General features: G+C 55.0%; 14 protein-coding genes. 3 read left to right on the top strand and 11 right to left on the bottom strand.

The genetic code is table 11. From position 1 onward, the window contains the following. Positions 1-203: 203 nt before the first annotated feature. Both AC3Y2E_RS33855 and AC3Y2E_RS33860 read right to left on the bottom strand, forming a co-directional pair. On the bottom strand, positions 204-1,079 hold the full coding sequence (locus AC3Y2E_RS33855) for an inositol monophosphatase family protein (protein ID WP_379217724.1): 876 nt from the start codon (positions 1,077-1,079) through the stop codon (positions 204-206). A gap of 108 nt (positions 1,080-1,187) precedes the next feature. After that, complete coding sequence (locus AC3Y2E_RS33860; protein ID WP_379217726.1) at positions 1,188-1,994, bottom strand: sulfite exporter TauE/SafE family protein; 807 nt, start codon at positions 1,992-1,994, stop codon at positions 1,188-1,190. Between the two features lie 407 nt (positions 1,995-2,401). Here AC3Y2E_RS33860 and AC3Y2E_RS33865 point away from each other — a divergent pair, with 407 nt between their 5' ends. Beyond that, positions 2,402-3,754, top strand: a complete 1,353-nt coding sequence (locus AC3Y2E_RS33865; RefSeq protein WP_332076092.1) for a globin-coupled sensor protein — start codon at positions 2,402-2,404, stop codon at positions 3,752-3,754. A gap of 209 nt (positions 3,755-3,963) precedes the next feature. On the opposite strand, the gene fabI is transcribed toward AC3Y2E_RS33865, so the two are convergent. The 6 genes from fabI to AC3Y2E_RS33895 form a co-directional block, all read right to left on the bottom strand. Further along, complete coding sequence (fabI, locus tag AC3Y2E_RS33870; RefSeq protein ID WP_379217729.1) at positions 3,964-4,734, bottom strand: enoyl-ACP reductase FabI; 771 nt, start codon at positions 4,732-4,734, stop codon at positions 3,964-3,966. Between the two features lie 84 nt (positions 4,735-4,818). After that, positions 4,819-5,787, bottom strand: a complete 969-nt coding sequence (gene uvsE / locus AC3Y2E_RS33875) for a UV DNA damage repair endonuclease UvsE (protein ID WP_379217731.1) — start codon at positions 5,785-5,787, stop codon at positions 4,819-4,821. 129 nt (positions 5,788-5,916) lie between these two features. After that, positions 5,917-6,732, bottom strand: coding sequence for an alpha/beta hydrolase (locus tag AC3Y2E_RS33880; RefSeq protein WP_379217733.1), 816 nt, complete (start codon positions 6,730-6,732; stop codon positions 5,917-5,919). Between the two features lie 106 nt (positions 6,733-6,838). Further along, positions 6,839-7,156, bottom strand: coding sequence for a hypothetical protein (locus tag AC3Y2E_RS33885; protein ID WP_190931491.1), 318 nt, complete (start codon positions 7,154-7,156; stop codon positions 6,839-6,841). Between the two features lie 205 nt (positions 7,157-7,361). Further along, positions 7,362-8,516: a D-alanine--D-alanine ligase gene (locus tag AC3Y2E_RS33890; RefSeq protein ID WP_379217736.1), complete on the bottom strand. Its 1,155-nt coding sequence runs from the start codon at positions 8,514-8,516 to the stop codon at positions 7,362-7,364. Positions 8,517-8,571: 55 nt separating this feature from the next. Next, positions 8,572-9,594 carry an amidase domain-containing protein gene (locus AC3Y2E_RS33895; RefSeq protein WP_379217738.1) on the bottom strand — a complete coding sequence of 341 codons (1,023 nt, stop codon included), beginning with the start codon at positions 9,592-9,594 and terminating at the stop codon, positions 8,572-8,574. A gap of 315 nt (positions 9,595-9,909) precedes the next feature. Here AC3Y2E_RS33895 and acnA point away from each other — a divergent pair, with 315 nt between their 5' ends. Both acnA and AC3Y2E_RS33905 read left to right on the top strand, forming a co-directional pair. Further along, the gene (gene acnA, locus AC3Y2E_RS33900) at positions 9,910-12,627 is read left to right on the top strand and encodes an aconitate hydratase AcnA (RefSeq protein ID WP_379217741.1); all 2,718 of its coding nucleotides are present in this window, start codon (positions 9,910-9,912) and stop codon (positions 12,625-12,627) included. A 321-nt stretch (positions 12,628-12,948) separates the two neighbouring features. After that, positions 12,949-13,995, top strand: coding sequence for a DUF418 domain-containing protein (locus AC3Y2E_RS33905; protein ID WP_379217743.1), 1,047 nt, complete (start codon positions 12,949-12,951; stop codon positions 13,993-13,995). A gap of 705 nt (positions 13,996-14,700) precedes the next feature. Here the strand turns inward: AC3Y2E_RS33905 and AC3Y2E_RS33910 are convergent. From AC3Y2E_RS33910 to AC3Y2E_RS33920, 3 genes are all read right to left on the bottom strand, one after another. Beyond that, on the bottom strand, positions 14,701-14,904 hold the full coding sequence (locus AC3Y2E_RS33910) for a CsbD family protein (protein ID WP_379217745.1): 204 nt from the start codon (positions 14,902-14,904) through the stop codon (positions 14,701-14,703). A 237-nt stretch (positions 14,905-15,141) separates the two neighbouring features. Further along, positions 15,142-16,875 (bottom strand): right-handed parallel beta-helix repeat-containing protein, encoded by a 1,734-nt coding sequence (locus AC3Y2E_RS33915; protein WP_379217747.1) that lies wholly within the window; start codon positions 16,873-16,875, stop codon positions 15,142-15,144. A 45-nt stretch (positions 16,876-16,920) separates the two neighbouring features. Beyond that, positions 16,921-18,219, bottom strand: a complete 1,299-nt coding sequence (locus AC3Y2E_RS33920; RefSeq protein ID WP_379217749.1) for an ABC transporter substrate-binding protein — start codon at positions 18,217-18,219, stop codon at positions 16,921-16,923. Positions 18,220-18,407: the final 188 nt, after the last annotated feature.

Below are 18,407 nucleotides of genomic sequence, written 5' to 3' on the forward strand. Positions count from 1 at the left end.
TGCCTTCGCTACCTCCGCACCCATCCTCACGGACTGAGCACTATGCGTCAGCTATGCACTTCCGCCACCTCGCGGCGTGCTGGAGACTTTCACTCCTTAGTCGATTGCGCTGCCAAGCGCACAAAAGACCACCCTCCAGTCGGTTCGACTGGAAGGACAGCCTTTATGGGTACTTACTCGCAGATTGCGATGGCCAGGATCGGTCACGCCCCCGTCGCGCCCGCCTCGGACAACGTCGTCCGTAGCTCGTCGTGAACCGTCCCGTTCGTGGCGAGCACGTGGCGAACCGCCAGCGTGTACGGCTGTCCGGACGTGTCGGTTACCCGGCCGCCCGCTTCGCTGACAAGCAGGGAGCCTGCGGCGATATCCCAACTGTTCAGCCCGATTTCCCAGAAGCCGCTTAATCTTCCGGCCGCTACATAAGCCATATGAAGCGCCGCCGAGCCGGCCACCCGGATGTTTCTCGCTTTCGGGGCGACCGCCTGAACGCCTTTCAAGTTAAGCGGAAGCGCAAAATCGCTGTCTGCCGGGAATCCAGTCGCGATCAAGGAATCGGACAGCTTCGCTTCTCCCGATACTTGCATCCGCTTCCCTTTCAGATAAGCGCCCTTGCCCTTCTCGGCGACGAACAGCTCGTCCCCGCACGGATCGTACACGACGCCGACGATCACTTCCCCCCGGTGCGCCAGCGCGATCGATACCGAGAAAAACGGAAAGCCGTGCACATAGTTAGTCGTGCCGTCGATCGGATCGACGATCCATAAATATTCGTTATCCTTCATCGTCTCGAGAGCTTTAGCGGAGGCGTCGGCCCCCGGGGCCACTCCTTCTTCCCCGAGTATCGTATGATGCGGAAAATGCGTTTTGATCAAATTGCGGATCATCGTCTCCGAACCCTTGTCCACCTCGGTGACGAGATCGTGCGGCGTGCTCTTAAGCGCCAGCCTCTCATGCGTGCCAAGCTTCAGCTTGATCCATTCGCCGGCCTTGGCAGCGGTATTGATGGCAACGGCGGTGAAGCTTTTGCCGCCTACTGTAAAGGTTGGTTTTGGTTCATTGCTCAACGGTAGATCACTCATTTCTATCGATACGTTGCGATACTAGTAAGTATAGTATAATTTCGCTAGATTGTCCTCGGAGATTCACCCAAAATCGTTCGGCGAATCGTACAACTTCGCGCCTACTCGCTAGCCCCAGATCATTTTGAGCGCCAGCACGATCAGTGTGATGCGTAGCACCCACAACAAAGCGTTGCCGCTCATCTTGCGCACGATCCTGGCGCCCAGCCAGCCGCCGATCCACGCTCCGGGTGCGAGAGCCAAGGTGCTGTACACATCGATCTCGCCGTGAAACCCGTGCGTCACGCTGCCGAGGATGGACGACAGGAAAATGACGAACATCGACGTGGCCGTCGCCACATGAGGCGGATACCGGAACAGCAGCACCATAACCGGCACGAACAGCGATCCGCCGCCGATGCCGAACAAGCCCGAGATGAAGCCGACGCCAAATCCGACCGTTAACGCTAATGCGATATTATAACCGTATTCGTACGAGTTCCCTTGCAGATCCGTGTAGGATCGCTTGATGCTCCAGTCAATGGCCGCCGGCTTAATCTTATTGCGGAACATAAGCAGCAGCGCCATGAATAGCATGAAGAAGCCAAACGACAGCTCGAACGGGCGCGGCGCGAAGTTGCCTGTCAGTGAAGCTCCGATCATCGCAGCCGGTCCACTCGTCGTGAAATAAAGCCATCCGCTTCGAAAGTCCACCTTATTTTCTTTCATAAACGTTAACGTGGACGACAGCGCGGTAAAAATCAATACCGTCAGCGAGGTCCCTACCGCTGTCGCCGTCGAGACGTCGCGCTCCAGAAAAATCGGTGCGATATATAGAAGCGCGGGCACGATAATAATGCCCCCGCCCAAACCAACAATGCTTCCGAACGTCGCCGACACGACGCCGAGCAGAAGCAGCAACAGGAAACCGGTCATACGAATCCCTCCGCAGCAATTTCATTTCCTTAATGTAGCAATCCGGTCACCTTTCGTCAATCGCTTGTCCCCGTTCCCATAACAATTCGCGCACCCGAAATGATTCAGGGATAACATTAATTTTAAATAGAAGCTCTTAGAATGTTGCGTAATCTGAGTTACAATATACACAGTATCTAGTCACAATGGTTTTTTCCGCCCAGAGGGTCAACTGAGGCTTCCGGAAAATGTATTGTACGGAGCGGTGTAACTGTCTGCTTTTATCTTTTTTAGAATGGCCGCTCTTCGGTTTTGCGATTCAGCCGGTTTTAGTTGCATAATTTTTGTATAAATATTGTATAACTTATTATCGAAATAGTGTACAATTATGAGGATCAAGTAACTCTGTTCTTGAAGGGGCCATCCGTATGAAAAAGTGTCCGTACCATGCCTTGACTTCACTCTTGAAGCCGTCTGTAAAAAAAGAGTATTCGCAGCATTCATCCCGCATAACTCTCCCGTCTACATCACCGGCAAACGATACCGTCAAGCTGGAAGCATTCGCAGACTCCCAAATAACGGCCCAGCTTCGGATGATTGCGCTGACCGAGGAAGATTTGCGGCTTCTGCAAAGCATTCAGCCTTTTATTATGGAACATATCGACGAGATCGTGGACGATTTCTACAAGACCGTCATAGCCGTTAACGGGCTTAAAGACATTATCGAGCGCCACAGCACAGTCGAACGGCTAAGGGAAACGCTTCGCCAGCATCTGATCGAGATGTTCGACGGCAGGCTGGATGCCGAATTCGTACAAAAGCGGCTGAAGATCGCCGAGGTTCATCAGCGGATCGGACTTACGCCCAAATGGTACATGGGCGCTTTTCAAAACTTGCAGAATACGCTTCTCACTGTCCTTTTACCCTATCTTCGTAACGGAGAAGACAGCTTAACCGTCGGAAAGTCGATTACCAAGCTGCTTAACTTCGAGCAGCAGCTGGTATTGGAGGCTTACGAGAAAAAAAATGTAGAGCTTCGGGAGCTCCAGTACGAGCGGATCAAGAAGGAATTGAAGCATTCGATCAGCACAATTAGCGAAGAACTGGCCTCTATTACGGAGCAAACGTACGCTTCGACCCACAAGCTGATCGCAGCAAGCAGTCAAGTGAACGAATCGGTCACGCACAGCACGGACCGGGCCAACGAATCCAGGAGTCTGGCGGAAGACGGCGCGAAGAAAGTTTCGGAGCTGCAGGCGCGCATCGAGCTGATCCGCCAAAGCTCGCTGCAGGTGGAACGGGCGGTGATGCAGCTTAAGGAATCGTCGCGGCAGATCGGCAGCATCGTGACGATCGTAAAAGACATAGCGAGTCAAACGAATCTGTTGTCGCTGAATGCGGCAATCGAAGCGGCGCGGGCCGGAGAATTCGGAGCGGGCTTTTCCGTCGTCGCCCAGGAGGTCAAAAAGCTGTCCGACCATACCCAGCAAGAGGTGCGTCAAATCAGCAAGCTGATCGAACAGTCGAACGAATATACGAAGCAGGTGATCGACTCGATTCAGGACGTGCAGCAGCAGGTCGAGGCCGGGAGGCACGAGTCGTATACTACGAAAGAAACGTTCGCTCAAATCGAGCAGTCGCTCGAGAACGGGCTGTCTGAAATCAGCAAATCGAAGCAGGAAATGAAGCAGCTCGCCCACGCCATCGAACAGATGGAGGAAGCGACGCACCGGGCCGCCGTATCCGCCGAACGGCTGGATGCGACGACGCGGAATTATTAGTGCGGCCAATGCGCAGCCGAGGAACCCGTTGACATGGCAGACAGGTATTTCCCCCGTCATTTTCAGGACTGGCCAATTGATAAAGTCTTTGAAGGACCCGAAACCGGGCAGCACTTACCGGGCGAGTCGCCTAGCGCTTAGATGCCGCTACATTAGGAAAAGCCATCCCGGGGGCAGAATCCCCTGGAATGGCTTTGTTGGTAATTCGTTTAAACTCCGATAATATGATAGCCGTTGTCGACGTGGATCACTTCGCCGGTGATGCCTCGGGACAGGTCGCTCATGAGGAACATCGCGGTGTCTCCGACTTCCGCCGTCTCGGTCGTGCGGCGCAGCGGAGCTTTCTCCTCGACTTGACGCAGGATCGAATTGAAGTCCTTGATGCCTTTGGCCGCAAGCGTTCGGATCGGTCCGGCCGAAATGCCATTGACGCGTACGTTGAATTGGCCGAGGTCGTTCGCGAGATAACGGATGCTTGCTTCCAGCGCCGCCTTGGCGACACCCATGACGTTGTAGTTTTTCATCGCGCGTTCGGCTCCGAGATACGTCATCGTCATGATGCTTCCGCCTTCGGTCATCAGCGGATAGATCCGCTTGGCTACCGCCGTCAGCGAGTAGGCGCTGATATCGTGCGCAAGCGCGAATCCGTCACGGGACGTGTCGACGAACAGTCCTTCCAGTTCCTCGGTCCGTGCGAAGGCGATGCTGTGCACATACCCGTGAAGAACGCCGAAATGCTCTTTCAGCTTCTCCGCAAGCGTATCGATTTCCGAATCGACGGTTACATTGCACGGCAGCACGATCGAATTCGGGATGGTGGCGGCCAGCTTGCTGACCCGCTCCTCTACCCGCTCGCTCTCATACGTAAATGCAAGACGCGCTCCTTGAGCGGAAAGCGATTGGGCGATCGCCCAGGCGATGCTGCGATCGTTCGCGACACCCATGACCAATATATTTTTACCTGCCAGCAATTGACTCATCGTTTCGTTTCCCCTCTCGACAATGAACAAATGGTCACAGCTCGGTTAATTCCTCTATCAACGTACCTTATTTTCCCATCCGGATCAAGCCCTGATCTCGAAACAAGCCTGATCTGTTATCCGAATCCCGCTTCTGTTCCGTATATCCTCCATCAGCCGGAGCAGAGCCGCATCCTTCATCTTGGCCTCCAGCATCACATCAAGCCGTTCCGTACCCGCCTCGGCCGCCATTCGCAGAAAGGCCAGCAGCTTGTCCGCTTCTACATAATCGGCATGACCCCGGACATCCTTCAAGCTTTTGGGGCTGGACATGTGGATCTTGGGAGGCAGCGCCCGGGTGGCCCAAGTATTCGTGATCCGCGGCCACAGCTGTCCGGCAGTATGTTCTCCGGGATTCACGTCGTGGTGGTGGATATCGAGCACCATCGGCGTCCCTACCGCTTCGCAGATGTCCAGCGTTTCCTCCGCCGTGAACGTCTTGTCGTCATTCTCCAGCGTGATGCGGCTCCTGAGCGAGCCGTCCATCTCCTGAAACTGCTTGACGAACCGGTCGCGGGCTTGCACCCGGTCCCCGTATGTACCTCCGACATGGATGTTGCACATCGCCCGTTCGTCCAGTCCCATGGCATCCAGCATCCGGACATGCCGCCGCAGATCGTCAACCGAATTGCGCAGCACCTCCGGCCTAGGCGTACTTAATACCGTAAAATGATCGGGATGGAAGCTGACGCGCATATGATGCTCCCGGACATAATCTCCGATTGCCCGGAAATCGTCCTCCAGCGCCGGAAACGGGTCCCAGCCCTGGAGCAGCTCGTGTCCGATCAGAGGGATCAGCTTGGACGAAAAGCGGTACAACCGAATATCAAAAGCGCGGTTATGTCTGAGCAGCCTGAGCGTGTTATGCAAATTCTCGGCCGCAATCCGCTCCAACTTGCGAATCGCCGCTTCACGATCCGGAAGCTTCCTGAAAAAAGTGGCAGTCATCGTTTTGGACGGCGAAGCGTTCTGGACAATAGTCGACATCGCTACATATCCGAGTCTGACGATCAAGCGGCAATCCTCCCATCGGCACCTCATATAGAAATGGAAACCTCTATAGTAGGATGCCCTCACGAAGGAAAACCATAATCCGCCCCTCGAGCAAGCCGGCCCGACATCGACGAACTTCTTCTTCGTAAACTACGCCTCCGAAGCCGCTTCGGGAGCAAATCCCTGCTTCCGCAGCCAGTTGGCGCATTCCAGCGTCCATGCGTACGCTTCCGGGTGCGTCTCCGCCAGACCGAGGCCGTGACGGCCGCTTTCGTAGACGTGAAGATCGAACGGGATCTTGTGCCGGCTTAAAGACGCGGCAAACATCAGACTGTTCTCCACCGGGACGGCCCCATCATTCGCCGTATGCCACAAAAACGTAGGCGGCGTCTCGCTGTTGACCGCAAGCTCACCCGACATCAGCTCGCGAAGCTCTTGAGACGGCTCCGGTCCAAGAAGATTGTTCATCGATCCCTGATGATAGGATTGAACAAACGAGATTACGGGATAACAGAGCACAAGCGCATCCGGTCTGGAACCGACCCGTTCGATCGGGTCCGCCGCCCCGGGATCGCCCGGCTCGTGATGGACGCCTGCCATCGCGGCGGCATGTCCGCCAGCCGAGAAGCCCAAAATCCCGATCTTGTCCGGATCGACGCCGTACTCCTCCGCGTGGCTCCGCACCCAGCGGATCGCTCTGCGGCAATCTCCGAGCTGCACGGGATGGCGGTAAGGAGCCACCCGGTAATGCAGCACGAACGCGGCGATGCCGAGCGAATTCAGCCATCTGGCGATCGGCTCTCCCTCATGATCCGCTCTGCGGGCATACCCTCCGCCCGGGCATACGATTACACATCCTACAGGTTTGTTGCTGCCGCTAACCGGAAACGCAATCAGGCGAGGGTAATCCTCCTCGGTCTCTCCTGCCCGATATGGCGCGCCCTCCGGCCATAGTTCGATCGTCATTGTAAAGTCCGCCTCTCCTAAGGTTGGTTCTTCACACTCGGATGACTGATTATGCGGGCAATCTGTTTGCATGGTCAACTGACGTTTGGTTCCCGGCCGCTTCCTTCTACTGCCTGTCGCCAAAAAACATTTCGTGGGCAAGCGACGTCTGAATGCGGGACTCTTCCTCTGTCAGCTTGCGCACGAGCTCCATTTCCACTTCGGTTACTTCTTCGCCCTGAAAATTGATTTCCGCAATCGAAACGACGATCTTCACGATCGCCACCGCTACGTTGTTAGGCGTGTAAGCAATAACCTTCTGCCCGGTCGGGTAGACGCGGAACCCTTTCTTAACCATCTTCCCTCTGCCGTACTCCAGCAGTTCGTACAGCTCCTGGTCCGACTTGAACTTGCAGACGGAGTTGAATTCCGATTGAAAGCCCATTGCATCATCTTCCTTTCTCTATTAGAGGTTGTTCAAAAAGTCCACTTTTGATCACGAAGCAAATCAGGAAGCCTACTCGACATCGAATATGGAATTCAGCCGGAACTTCCGGTACTCTCGTAGCTGCCACTACGTTCCGCTCCTCATTTCCTAGCTTCATCCCATCTTCTCGGTGCTGAAAACTGGACTTTTTGAACTCGCACTATCAGTCCAGATCGAATGAATAACGGATGCTTTGTCTGGAAGCATGCCGCTCCAGCGCCAATCGGATCAGTTCGTTCAGCAGCTCGCCATAAGGCTTGCCGGTTTCCTTCCATAATAACGGATACATGCTGAACGGAGTAAAGCCAGGCATCGTATTAATCTCATTAATAAAAACCGCCCCGTCCGATTTGCGCAGGAAAAAGTCGACACGCGCCAGCCCGCTGCCATCGATCGCCTGGAACGCGCGCACGGCCATCTCGCGAATATCCATTGCGACCTCCTCGGAAAGCTCCGCAGGTATAATCATGGCCGACTTGCCGTCAATATATTTGGCCCGGTAGTCGTAAAATTCATTGGACGATACGATTTCTCCGGGAACGGAAGCTTCCGGCTGCTCGTTGCCCAGTACCCCGACCTCAATCTCCCTGGCTTCCACGAACTCCTCGACAATGACTTTGCGGTCGTATTCGAAAGCTTCGGTTACCGCCGCAATCAGCTCTTCGCGGTTGCGCGCCTTGGAGACACCTACGCTGGAGCCGAGATTGGCGGGCTTGACGAAGCACGGATACCCTACGGATACTTCGATTTCCATCAGGAAAAACGGCTGATCCTTATCCCACTGCGTCCTCGTGAAATGACGGAATACGCACTGCGGCAGACCTTCCTGGGCGAACAGCTTCTTCATCATGACTTTGTCCATTCCCACTGCCGAGGCCAGCACGCCAGCCCCTACATACGGGATGCCCGCCATTTCCAGCAAGCCCTGAACCGTCCCGTCCTCGCCGAACGTACCGTGGAGCAGCGGAAGCACCACATCCAGCTGACGTTCGGAGGCCGTCCCGGATGCGCCGGCTGCCGGCTGCAAATTGCTGAAGAAAGGCTGCAGCGCTGTCGAGCTTCCGGAGGAAGCGGCCGAATCCGTCGCAGCGATCCGTACTTCACCGCCCGTCTCGAACCGCAGCCGCTGCAATTGATCCACAGGTCCGGTTAAGGCAGGCCCCGACCTCCACTCTCCGTGCTTCGTAATATAAAAAGGATGAACTTCGTATTGCGTATGATCAAAAGCGCGGATAACGGCCATCGCGGTTTGCAGGGACACGTCGTGTTCGCCCGATCTGCCGCCATATACCAATCCGACCCGAATTTTTCTATTCATGGCTACCTCCGTCTTGTTGAATAATGAAGTCGTGTTTTGTTGCATGCTAACGGTATTAAAAATAGTCCGCAATATGAAAAAAGCTGTAACGGGTATTTGGTGTCCATGCATAGGAATCCCGGTAGTCCCAGTAACGCATGCGGCTGTCGATCGTATGCGCGTTAACGAGCGGCATCCCTGCCGCATCGAAGCCGGTTACGATCGTATTATGCTGAAACCGGCCGTCGCCGTCCCAGTCGTAGCAGATCACATCGCCGATCGTAAGCTGCCTCGGCGAGTGAACAATTTCCGAACGCAATCCGGACTTGCTGGAAGCCAAAAACGATTTCAGACTATGGGCAACCGCCCAACTGTAGCTCCACAGCTCGCGGCCGCCGTCCATGCCTTGATACCACCATCCCGATTCCCTTTTTCCAGTATAGTTCATGGGGGCTCCCCCTGCAACGAGGCATTGCGAGACATAGTTGGTGCAATCCACCTCGAAACTCGTGTAGGCGGGATTGGCTTTATTCCACCATGTTTCGGCATAACGCTGCGCCTTGGCGCGGTCATAAGGGATGTTCCGGACGGACGGCTGGGCGGCGAACGAAGACAATACGCCGTAATTCAAATAAGGAACGGAGCGAAGTCCGGCCTGCTTCTCTCTCTCCGGTTCGGCTTCGGCAAAAGGAAGCTCCGGCTGCGGCGATCTGCGCCGCTCCGATTCGTCCGGCTGCACGTTCGTAATGATCCATTGCTTGCCTTGCTTCACAACCTGAATCCGCTCCCGGTCCATCCGTTCTTCGCGGTGCGACTGACCGGCCTGCCCGTATTCCGTGCAAAGACGCAGCTCCAGATCCACGACCGCCCGGCGTTCGGTATCGTCGATCGCGCGCATTCTCATGCCCGCTTCGCTGCGCAGCGCGACGACTCCCCTGGCGTCCCGGCTCGCCTGCACGCGGTGAATTCGCTGCTCCAGCCGGCGGACGAATTTGTCGTCGCGGACGATCGGCACAAGCTGTCCCGCATCGCCGTCGACCTCAAGCCGATTGCGGCGGTGCGCATATTCGTAGATGGCGGATTTCCAATTAGCGAACATGGCGATTCCTCCTAATAGTCGGAACTACATGCAGGCGATCATCGTCCCTCGTTTCCTTGGGCAAAGCGCTATTTTCATATGTATGTTCACATCGGGCAAAACATGTGCCGGACGCCGGGGACGGACAACCGTCAAAAGGGTTCAAAAGCCCGTAATGACAACGATTCTCAGTGCGAAACAGGACAAAAAAGAGCTTTACGCTTGCCGCAAGAGACGGTATACTAAAGGTATAGCAATTTTGAAATCAGGTTTCATAAGGTGAAACTGATAGGCCGAATATCCGGCTACTTACAAGTACAAAGGAGGCTATCATCCATGTCCAGAAAGGACCATTTCAGCGTCCGGACGCAGCTTGCCGTCGGCGGCAAGCCGTATAACTACTACAGCCTGAAAGCGCTGGAGGGCAAAGGCTTCAGCGGCATCGACCGTCTGCCTTTCTCCATTAAAGTTCTTCTTGAAGCAGCTGTCCGCCAGTTCGACGGCCGTGCGATTACGAACGAGCACGTCAAGCAAATCGCCAGCTGGGCCGAAGGCCGCGACGATAATAAAGAAATTCCGTTCATTCCTGCACGGATCGTGCTTCAAGACTTCACCGGCGTACCGGTTGTCGTTGACCTCGCAGCTATGCGCGCGACGATGAAACGTTCCGGCGGAGATCCTAAGCGCATTAACCCGCTCGTTCCGGTTGATCTCGTTATCGACCACTCGGTCATGGTTGACGCATTCGGCACCAAGGACGCATTGGAATATAACATGAAAGTCGAATTCGAGCGCAACGAGGAGCGTTACCGTTTCCTCCGTTGGGCGCAAACGGCGTTCGACAACTTCCGCGCCGTTCCTCCGGCTACCGGTATCGTTCATCAGGTCAACCTGGAGTATCTGGCATCCGTAGCGGCAACGAAGACGGTTGACGGCGAAACCGAAGTATATCCGGACTCCCTCGTCGGTACGGACTCCCATACGACGATGATCAACGGTCTCGGCGTAGTGGGCTGGGGCGTTGGCGGTATTGAAGCGGAAGCCGGCATGCTCGGACAACCGCTCTACTTCGTAACTCCTGAGGTTATCGGCTTCAAGCTGACCGGAAGCTTGGCGGAAGGCGCTACGGCGACTGACCTGGCCCTGACGGTTACGCAAATTCTCCGTAAAAAAGGCGTTGTCGGCAAATTCGTCGAGTTCTACGGCTCCGGCCTCAGCAATATCAGCCTTGCAGACCGCGCTACTGTGGCGAACATGGCTCCGGAATACGGCGCTACCGTCGGCTTCTTCCCGGTCGACAGCGAGACGCTGAACTATATGCGCAGCACCGGCCGCGAAGAGGATCAGATCGCCCTCGTCGAAGCCTACTATAAAGAGCAAGGCATGTTCCGTACGGACGACACGCCGGATCCGGTATTCTCCGACACGATCGAGCTCGATCTGTCCACGATCGTACCGAGCTTAGCCGGTCCGAAGCGTCCTCAAGACCGCGTCGAATTGACGCAAATGAAAGAAGCGTTCAACTCGATCATCCGTACGCCGATCGAAAAAGGCGGTTACGGGCTGAGCGAGGAGAAAATCGAGCAATCCGCCGAAGTGAAACACCCGAACGGCGAAACGACGAAGCTCGGAACAGGCGCTGTCGTTATCGCGGCGATCACGAGCTGTACGAACACGTCGAACCCAAGCGTTATGCTGGGCGCCGGTCTCGTCGCCAAAAAAGCGGTGGAGCGCGGGCTCAAAAAGCCGGCTTACGTGAAAAGCAGCTTGACTCCGGGTTCCCTCGTCGTTACCGAATATTTGCAAAAAGCAGGCCTGATCGAGCCGCTCGAAGCGCTCGGCTTCCACGTGGCAGGTTACGGCTGCGCGACTTGTATCGGGAACAGCGGTCCGCTGCCGGACGAAGTGAGCCAAGCGATCGCCGACAACGACTTGACGGTAGCCGCCGTATTGTCCGGTAACCGGAACTTCGAAGGACGCGTTCATGCTCAAGTCAAAGCAAACTACCTGGCTTCTCCTCCGCTCGTCGTCGCTTACGCGCTTGCCGGTACAGTCAATATCGACCTGGCAAACGATCCGATCGGCTACGACAGCGAAGACAAGCCGGTTTATCTGAAAGATATCTGGCCGACTAACGATGAGATCAAAGCGGCTATCGGTACCGCTCTTACGCCGGAGATGTTCCGCGACAAGTACCGCAACGTCTTCACGCAAAACGAGCGTTGGAACCAAATCCCAGTGCCGCAAGGCGAATTGTACGAGTGGGATACAAGCTCGACGTACATTCAGGAGCCTCCGTTCTTTATGGACCTGGGCGAGCAAGTGGGCGACATCGGCGAGATCCGCAGCGCCAAGACGCTTGCGCTTATGGGCGATTCGGTTACGACCGACCATATCTCCCCGGCCGGCAACATCAAGACCGACAGCCCTGCGGGCAAATATTTGCTCGAGCATGGCGTACAGAAGGCGGACTTCAACTCGTACGGCTCCCGTCGCGGCAACCATGAAGTAATGATGCGCGGTACGTTCGCCAACATCCGGATCCGCAACCAAGTGGCTCCAGGCACCGAGGGCGGCGTAACGACTTACTTGCCAAGCGATGAAGTAATGTCCATCTATGACGCGTCGATGCTGTACCAAGGCGAGAACACGAACCTCGTCGTCATCGCCGGCAAAGAGTACGGAACCGGAAGCTCCCGCGACTGGGCGGCTAAAGGTACGTTCCTGCTGGGCGTCAAAGCGGTTATCGCGGAAAGCTTCGAGCGGATTCACCGTTCCAACCTGGTGGGCATGGGCGTTCTGCCTCTGCAGTTCCCGGAAGGCATGGGCTGGAAAACACTCGGCATCACCGGCCGCGAAACGTTCGATATCATCGGCCTCGACAACGGCGTACAGCCGGGCCAAACCGTCCGCGTTCAAGCAACCCGCGAAGACGGCACCACGTTCGAGTTCGACGCCATCGTCCGTCTGGACAGCATGGTTGACGTCGACTACTATCGCAACGGCGGTATCCTGCAAACGGTACTTCGCCAGCTGATTAAAGAAGCGAAGTAAGCTATATATGGAAGAGGCCCGGGGGCTTGGCCCCTGGGCTTTTTAATGTTAAGGCTTCGTGGGAATGACTTCGTTTAAAGCTTTTCTGACTTGACTGCACAAGCCAAGGCTCAAGGCTGCTGCCCGGCGCAATGGCTCCAGGAACCGCTCCTGGCTCCATGACCATGCTCCTCTGTCGTTTTCCTCGTCCCGAATGATCCTTTCGCGCTACATCATTACAATATCGTAACCCGACTTGTCACCGGATCGATGGCGGCCCTCCTTGCGATTCGCTATAATTAACCGCGTTAGATATTCATGTGTTAAAAAGGAGTGTACCGCATGCGTACAACGACGGGCGCCTACAACGGGGAGCGGATCGATACTCTCGATTATTTGCGCGGTTTTGCCTTGATCGGCATCGCGCTTGTTAATGTTCTGACGCTGTTCAAGGTCGGCTCCGGCGCTCCCGGCAGTGCCGACCGCTATTGGTTTGTATTTCTGAATCTCACCGTGGAAGGCCGGTTTTACGCGATCTTTTCATTTTTGTTTGGCATCGGGTTTTATATTTTTTTGTCCAGAGCTCAGGACAAAGGGGTAAGAGGCAACGTACTGTTCATACGCCGCCTGCTGGTGCTGCTCGTCATGGGCATCGTGCACCAGCCGTTTCATCCGGGCGAGGCGTTGCTGCCTTATGCGGTGTTCGGATTTGTGCTGCTGCCTTTTCAGAAGCTGAGGCCGGCGGTTAACATGACGCTTGCGCTTGTCCTGCTCGTTCCTGCTGCTTATTACGGAGGCAAGCTGCTGCTCGTCCTGCCGCTGTTCCTGCTGGGCTTGGCGGTCGGGCAATACGGCGTGTTTGTCCAGATCCGGCAGCATTGGCCGGGAACCCGGAGCATTCAGTACATTACCGGCGCGCTCTCCGCAATCGGACTCGTCCTTCAGCTCTTATGGATGCCGAATCAGCCGGGAATGGCGATCGTTGACGAAGGAGCTCGCGTTTCCCTCATGAGCCAGCTCGCCGACTATACGTTTATTCAGACGATGACGGGACTGGTTATGGCGGCGTTTTACGTCACGACGCTGATCCGCGCTCTTCAGAGCGAGCGGGTCCGCCGCTGGTTGAAACCGCTCCAGGCATACGGGCGGATGGCTTTAACCAACTATTTGGGGCAAACGGTACTGCTGCTTATGGCCGGGAGCTTGTTCGGGTGGAGCGGCAATCTGGGCGTCGTGCAAACCACTTTAGTATGTATCGGCATGTACACGGTGCAGATGGCGTTCAGCATGCTGTGGCTTTCCTGGTTTCGGATGGGACCGCTGGAATGGTGCTGGCGGCTTCTGACGTACGGCAGGCTGCCGGAGATGCGGAAGGCGAGGGGAATGTAGCGTCAGAGGCGGAACCGGTTGCAGGCTTGAGGAGTTTGCTCGCTCGCCGGAAAATGAAATAGCGGTCTTGTGCGAGGCTGTCGATTCAATGTGGACAACCAAGTGGAAAGGGAAAAGATTACCTTCTGGCGAGTTTTGTCTGGAATCCCCTACCTTACAATCCTTATTCAATCAAGGGATTCAGGACAACCTGTCTGAGCAGAAGAAGGTAACTTTTCACTTGGAACGGCCTGCTAACACTTCTACACAATGAATCGACAGTCTCTTGTGCACCTCTTATTTTCGGAAAAAGTGGCCGATTCCACCAAATAGCGGATGTTTGAGGCTGTTATTTGGGGGAAATTAGGATGATCTTGCAGATAGGCTGAAAATAAGCGTCTCAAGAAGCTCTTATTCACATTTTTCTCGTTAATGGGCCGGATTTAGCGTATACGAAAGACTCTTATTGTCGGCGAGGATTCAAGGCGCTGCCATAGCGGACGCCGCCTTACCTCGTTTACCTTACGCCGCTTACCTTCTACCTTACACAGCTTCACCCTTGGCATCATTCATGCCCACTGTAAGTGTATGGAAATGTACAAACCAGCCTCGGCGGCGTCCCCCCTCCTCTCCGCCAAATAGATAAGAACCGGGCAGTAGTTCACCCGGCTCTTTGTCTTGCCGCTATAACAGATCCGCATCGGCTCGATTCCACAGAGCCCGGGATCAACCCTTTTGTCTTGAACACCAGTGATCGTATTCTTCCTGCGCCTTGTCCTTGGCGTAGCCGTAACGCTCCTGCAGCTTGCCCACGAACTTCTCCTTCTCGCCATTGATGACGTCGAGGTCGTCGTTGGTCAATTTACCCCACTGCTTCTGAGCTTCGCCTTTCAGCTGCTTCCAGTTGCCTTTGATAACGTCTTGGTTCATGGTTACCACTCCTATTCATGGGTTGGATGGGTGTACAAGGATGTATTACCCCTATTGTTTGACATTCAAACTTTAGCCCCCTGCCTTTATCCAACCCATGCCAGGTAGACAGTCCAATCCGGTGCAAAGGAACCTGCTCGGTTACACTTCCATTATATGGTATATCAACCCTCGCCGTCCGTCCCCCGATTAGGTTGCCGCTGCCGATGGCACCTTCACCGTACAACGGCGTCCCATCTACCGCATCACCTGCACCCGCCAGTTGCCCGCAGGCAAGCTTACGGCGGAGCCCGTCAGGTTGGTCAGCACGACCCGGACGAGCTCCGGACCGACAACCATCGCGCTGACCCCGAGACTTCCCGTACTCGTATTGCTTCCGGCCAGCGCAAACTGTCCGGGCAGCGCACCCTGCACCGTCACATCATATTCCGCGTAACCTCCGGCCGGGACCGTAATGGCGTTCCAAGCGAAGGAGGCCGTCAACGGAGCGGCATACGGATCGTAACCCTGATTATTAAAGGACGAGAAGTCCGTCAGCATGGTCAGTCCCGTTGGCGGAGCGCCAAACTGATTATGCAGCATTCGGATATTGGCCGAAGGATTAACCGTAAATTTGACCGTAGAGTTTTGCAGATCGTTCGAGTTAATCGTAATGCCTTCGCTTGCCCGGATGTTGATTCCCGCAAATGCGGCGCTTGCATTGCCGATTCCGCCAATGATGTTGCCCTCGATCGTCGAATTCGCGACATGGTCCAGCACGATGCCGAGACCGCCTCCCTGGATCACGTTGCCGGTAACGAGCAAATCTTGCAAATTCACGGCGCTGATCGTACGTGTGCCTCCAGGCGACGGCGCATTGCTGCTTAAGATGTTGTTGGCGATCAAATAGCTGGACGGAAGCGGCGATACATTGTTCGGCATTTGCAAGCCGATCAGATTGCGTCCGGATGTACTTTCGATAATATTGCCTTCTATAAGCAGGTTATTTGCCTGATAGTCCGCACTAATTCCGCGCCCCGTGGACGTTTCGATCTTGTTGCCGACGGCGAGACTGAAATTTCTCGTAGTGCCTGTAAAGGTGACTACCGGCGAATAGGCGAAAGCGATACTGGAATATTTGGCTGTGGACGTATTGTAGTAAGGCTTGCTGACGCCTCCGTCCGGGGAATCGTTGGCGTTTCGTAGCGTATTGTTGACGATTTTCACTCCCGTGGACTGGAACATCGCGATATTGTTTTTCCCGGTATACTCGACGATGCTGTTCACGATCGTCAAATTCCGGTTCGAGCCGCCGGAAATCCCATCCTGGCCGATATGCTTCACATGGACGTTCTCGACCTTCGAGTTCGAGGTGGTCGACAGCGTCAGGCCGTTCTGATCATAAATCCCGCTGCTCTCCATACCGGTCGGCCCGGCCCACGTCACATTGTTCCAGTTGCCGTCGATGGTCAGATTGGCGATCCGGATATGGCTGAGCGCCTTGGCCAGCGGGCCGTCGATGCTGGAATTATTGATGACGGTGCGCAGGATCGTGCCGTTCTGGCCGTCCGCCATCTTAAGAATCGATACGCCCATGCCCGAACCTTCGATCGTCACATTGCTTTCCTTGATCAAAAGGCTGTAATTATAATTCCGGGCCGGCGAAGTCCGAGAGACGCTATAGGTTCCCGGGGGCAGGAAGACGACACCGCCGCCCGCTTCACCCGCCGCATCGATCGCCGCCTGAACCGCAGCCGTATCATCCGCGACTCCGTCGCCTATGGCGCCGTAATCCTGGACCGAATAAATCCGCATCGGATTCGGATCGATCCCGTACACAGCCTGCTGCACAACTTGCCGGACATACTCGCCAATCGCGCCGAATTCCTTGCCTCCCCGCAATTCGGACGAGTCCGCACGTGCCGGCATCGCCGGAGACACCATAAAGAATACTGCCGCAAGAGCTAGCCAATTGAACCATTTCAACCGCATTGTACCGCCTCCCGTATTTATATTAAGGACTGAACCCGGGTGCACCTATTTGCTTTTTTCTTTCTCGACTTCTTTCCTCAGCTTCTCGCTTATATCGTTAAGGGCTGTGTTGATGTCCATCTCGCCTGTTGCGACTTTCTGAAATGTGTTTGCGACCAGATTTTGCTGGGTGCCCAGAGGGACGTCGGCCAGCCCGGCCTCGCGCTTTGCCGTCGGGGGAATCGGCGCATAGTAGTTGACCGCCCCCGTATTTTTCTTGCTGTACACCGGATGGTCTTTCCCAAGGTTGGCTGCGATCTCTTTGCTCGCCAGCGTAGTCGGGATACCGCCGCGCGAGTCCTGCATCTGGACTTCCTCCGACAGCATCGTCATGATCGCCTGGAACGCTTCGCTCTTATACTTGCTCTGCTTCGTAATCGACCAGTAGGCCGGGCCGCGCTGCGGCATCAGCTTCGGGGCTCCGTCCATCGTAGGAGCGGATACGATGTCCCAATTGAGCTCAGGCGGCAAATTGACATAGATGCTGTACTGGTTCACCTGCATCGCAACCCGGCCTTGACCGAATACCGCCCCCTCCTCGACCGCCGTCTTGGCGATCGTATTGTTTGGAATATCGTAAAACCGCTTCAGATTTTCAAACAACGTTTTCCACATGTCCGGATTGGCTAAGCGGTCCGCCTTCGGGTCGAGAATCGGCTGCGAATACGGGTTGTCTCTCAGCAGTGCGATCGTCCCCGCGCTAAACCCCCGATAGATCCGATCCCCGTCTACCCTCGTCAGCTTTTTGGCTAATTCGTAAACCTCGTCCCATCTCATTCCGTCTTTCAGGTAAGGTTGGCCGAACTTGTCGAACAAATCTTTGTTGTAATACAGCACTTGGGGAAAATAAGGCGGAACGGGTAGGCCGTACAGCTCTCCGGTCTTGACTACATCGACGATTTCCTGCACGAACACCGGATTGAACCGGCTTGTCGAATAGTTGTGGATGTTCAACTGCTCCCGCAAGTCGTAAGCCAGACCGAGGTCGATATAGGACGTTTTCAATGAAGGAATATCGGTTCGGATCAGGTCGGGAATGTCGCCTTGGGCGACGAGCTCTTGAATCGAGGAGCCTTTGTCACTCGTTCTAAACCTGAAAGTAATATGCGGGAACTTGCTCTCCAGCGCCTTGCGAAATCTGGAATCAAACTCTTCCGGCCTGACTCCCGCCGCATAAATCGTCATCGTGAACGGTTCCGGGGCTTCCTTCGCCTGCTTCTCCGGCTGGCCGTCCTCCTTCCCCCCTCCGCAAGCGGTTAATGCAACCGTTCCCAACAAACATACAGCCGTAAATAATCGTTTCATCCTTAGCACCCTCCAACTAATTCACATCTAAATTCATATTGATATGAATTAATAGTTAAAAACTCGTAATTAGTTCACATCATGATTATAATGATATATAGAAAGCGCTGTCAATGCATTGTTTTTGTTTATTAAAAAACGTATTCCACACTTCAATTTGTTCCAAATTAACTTCCCAAACACAAAAA

The sequence above is a fragment of the Paenibacillus sp. MAH-35 genome (assembly GCF_058135425.1).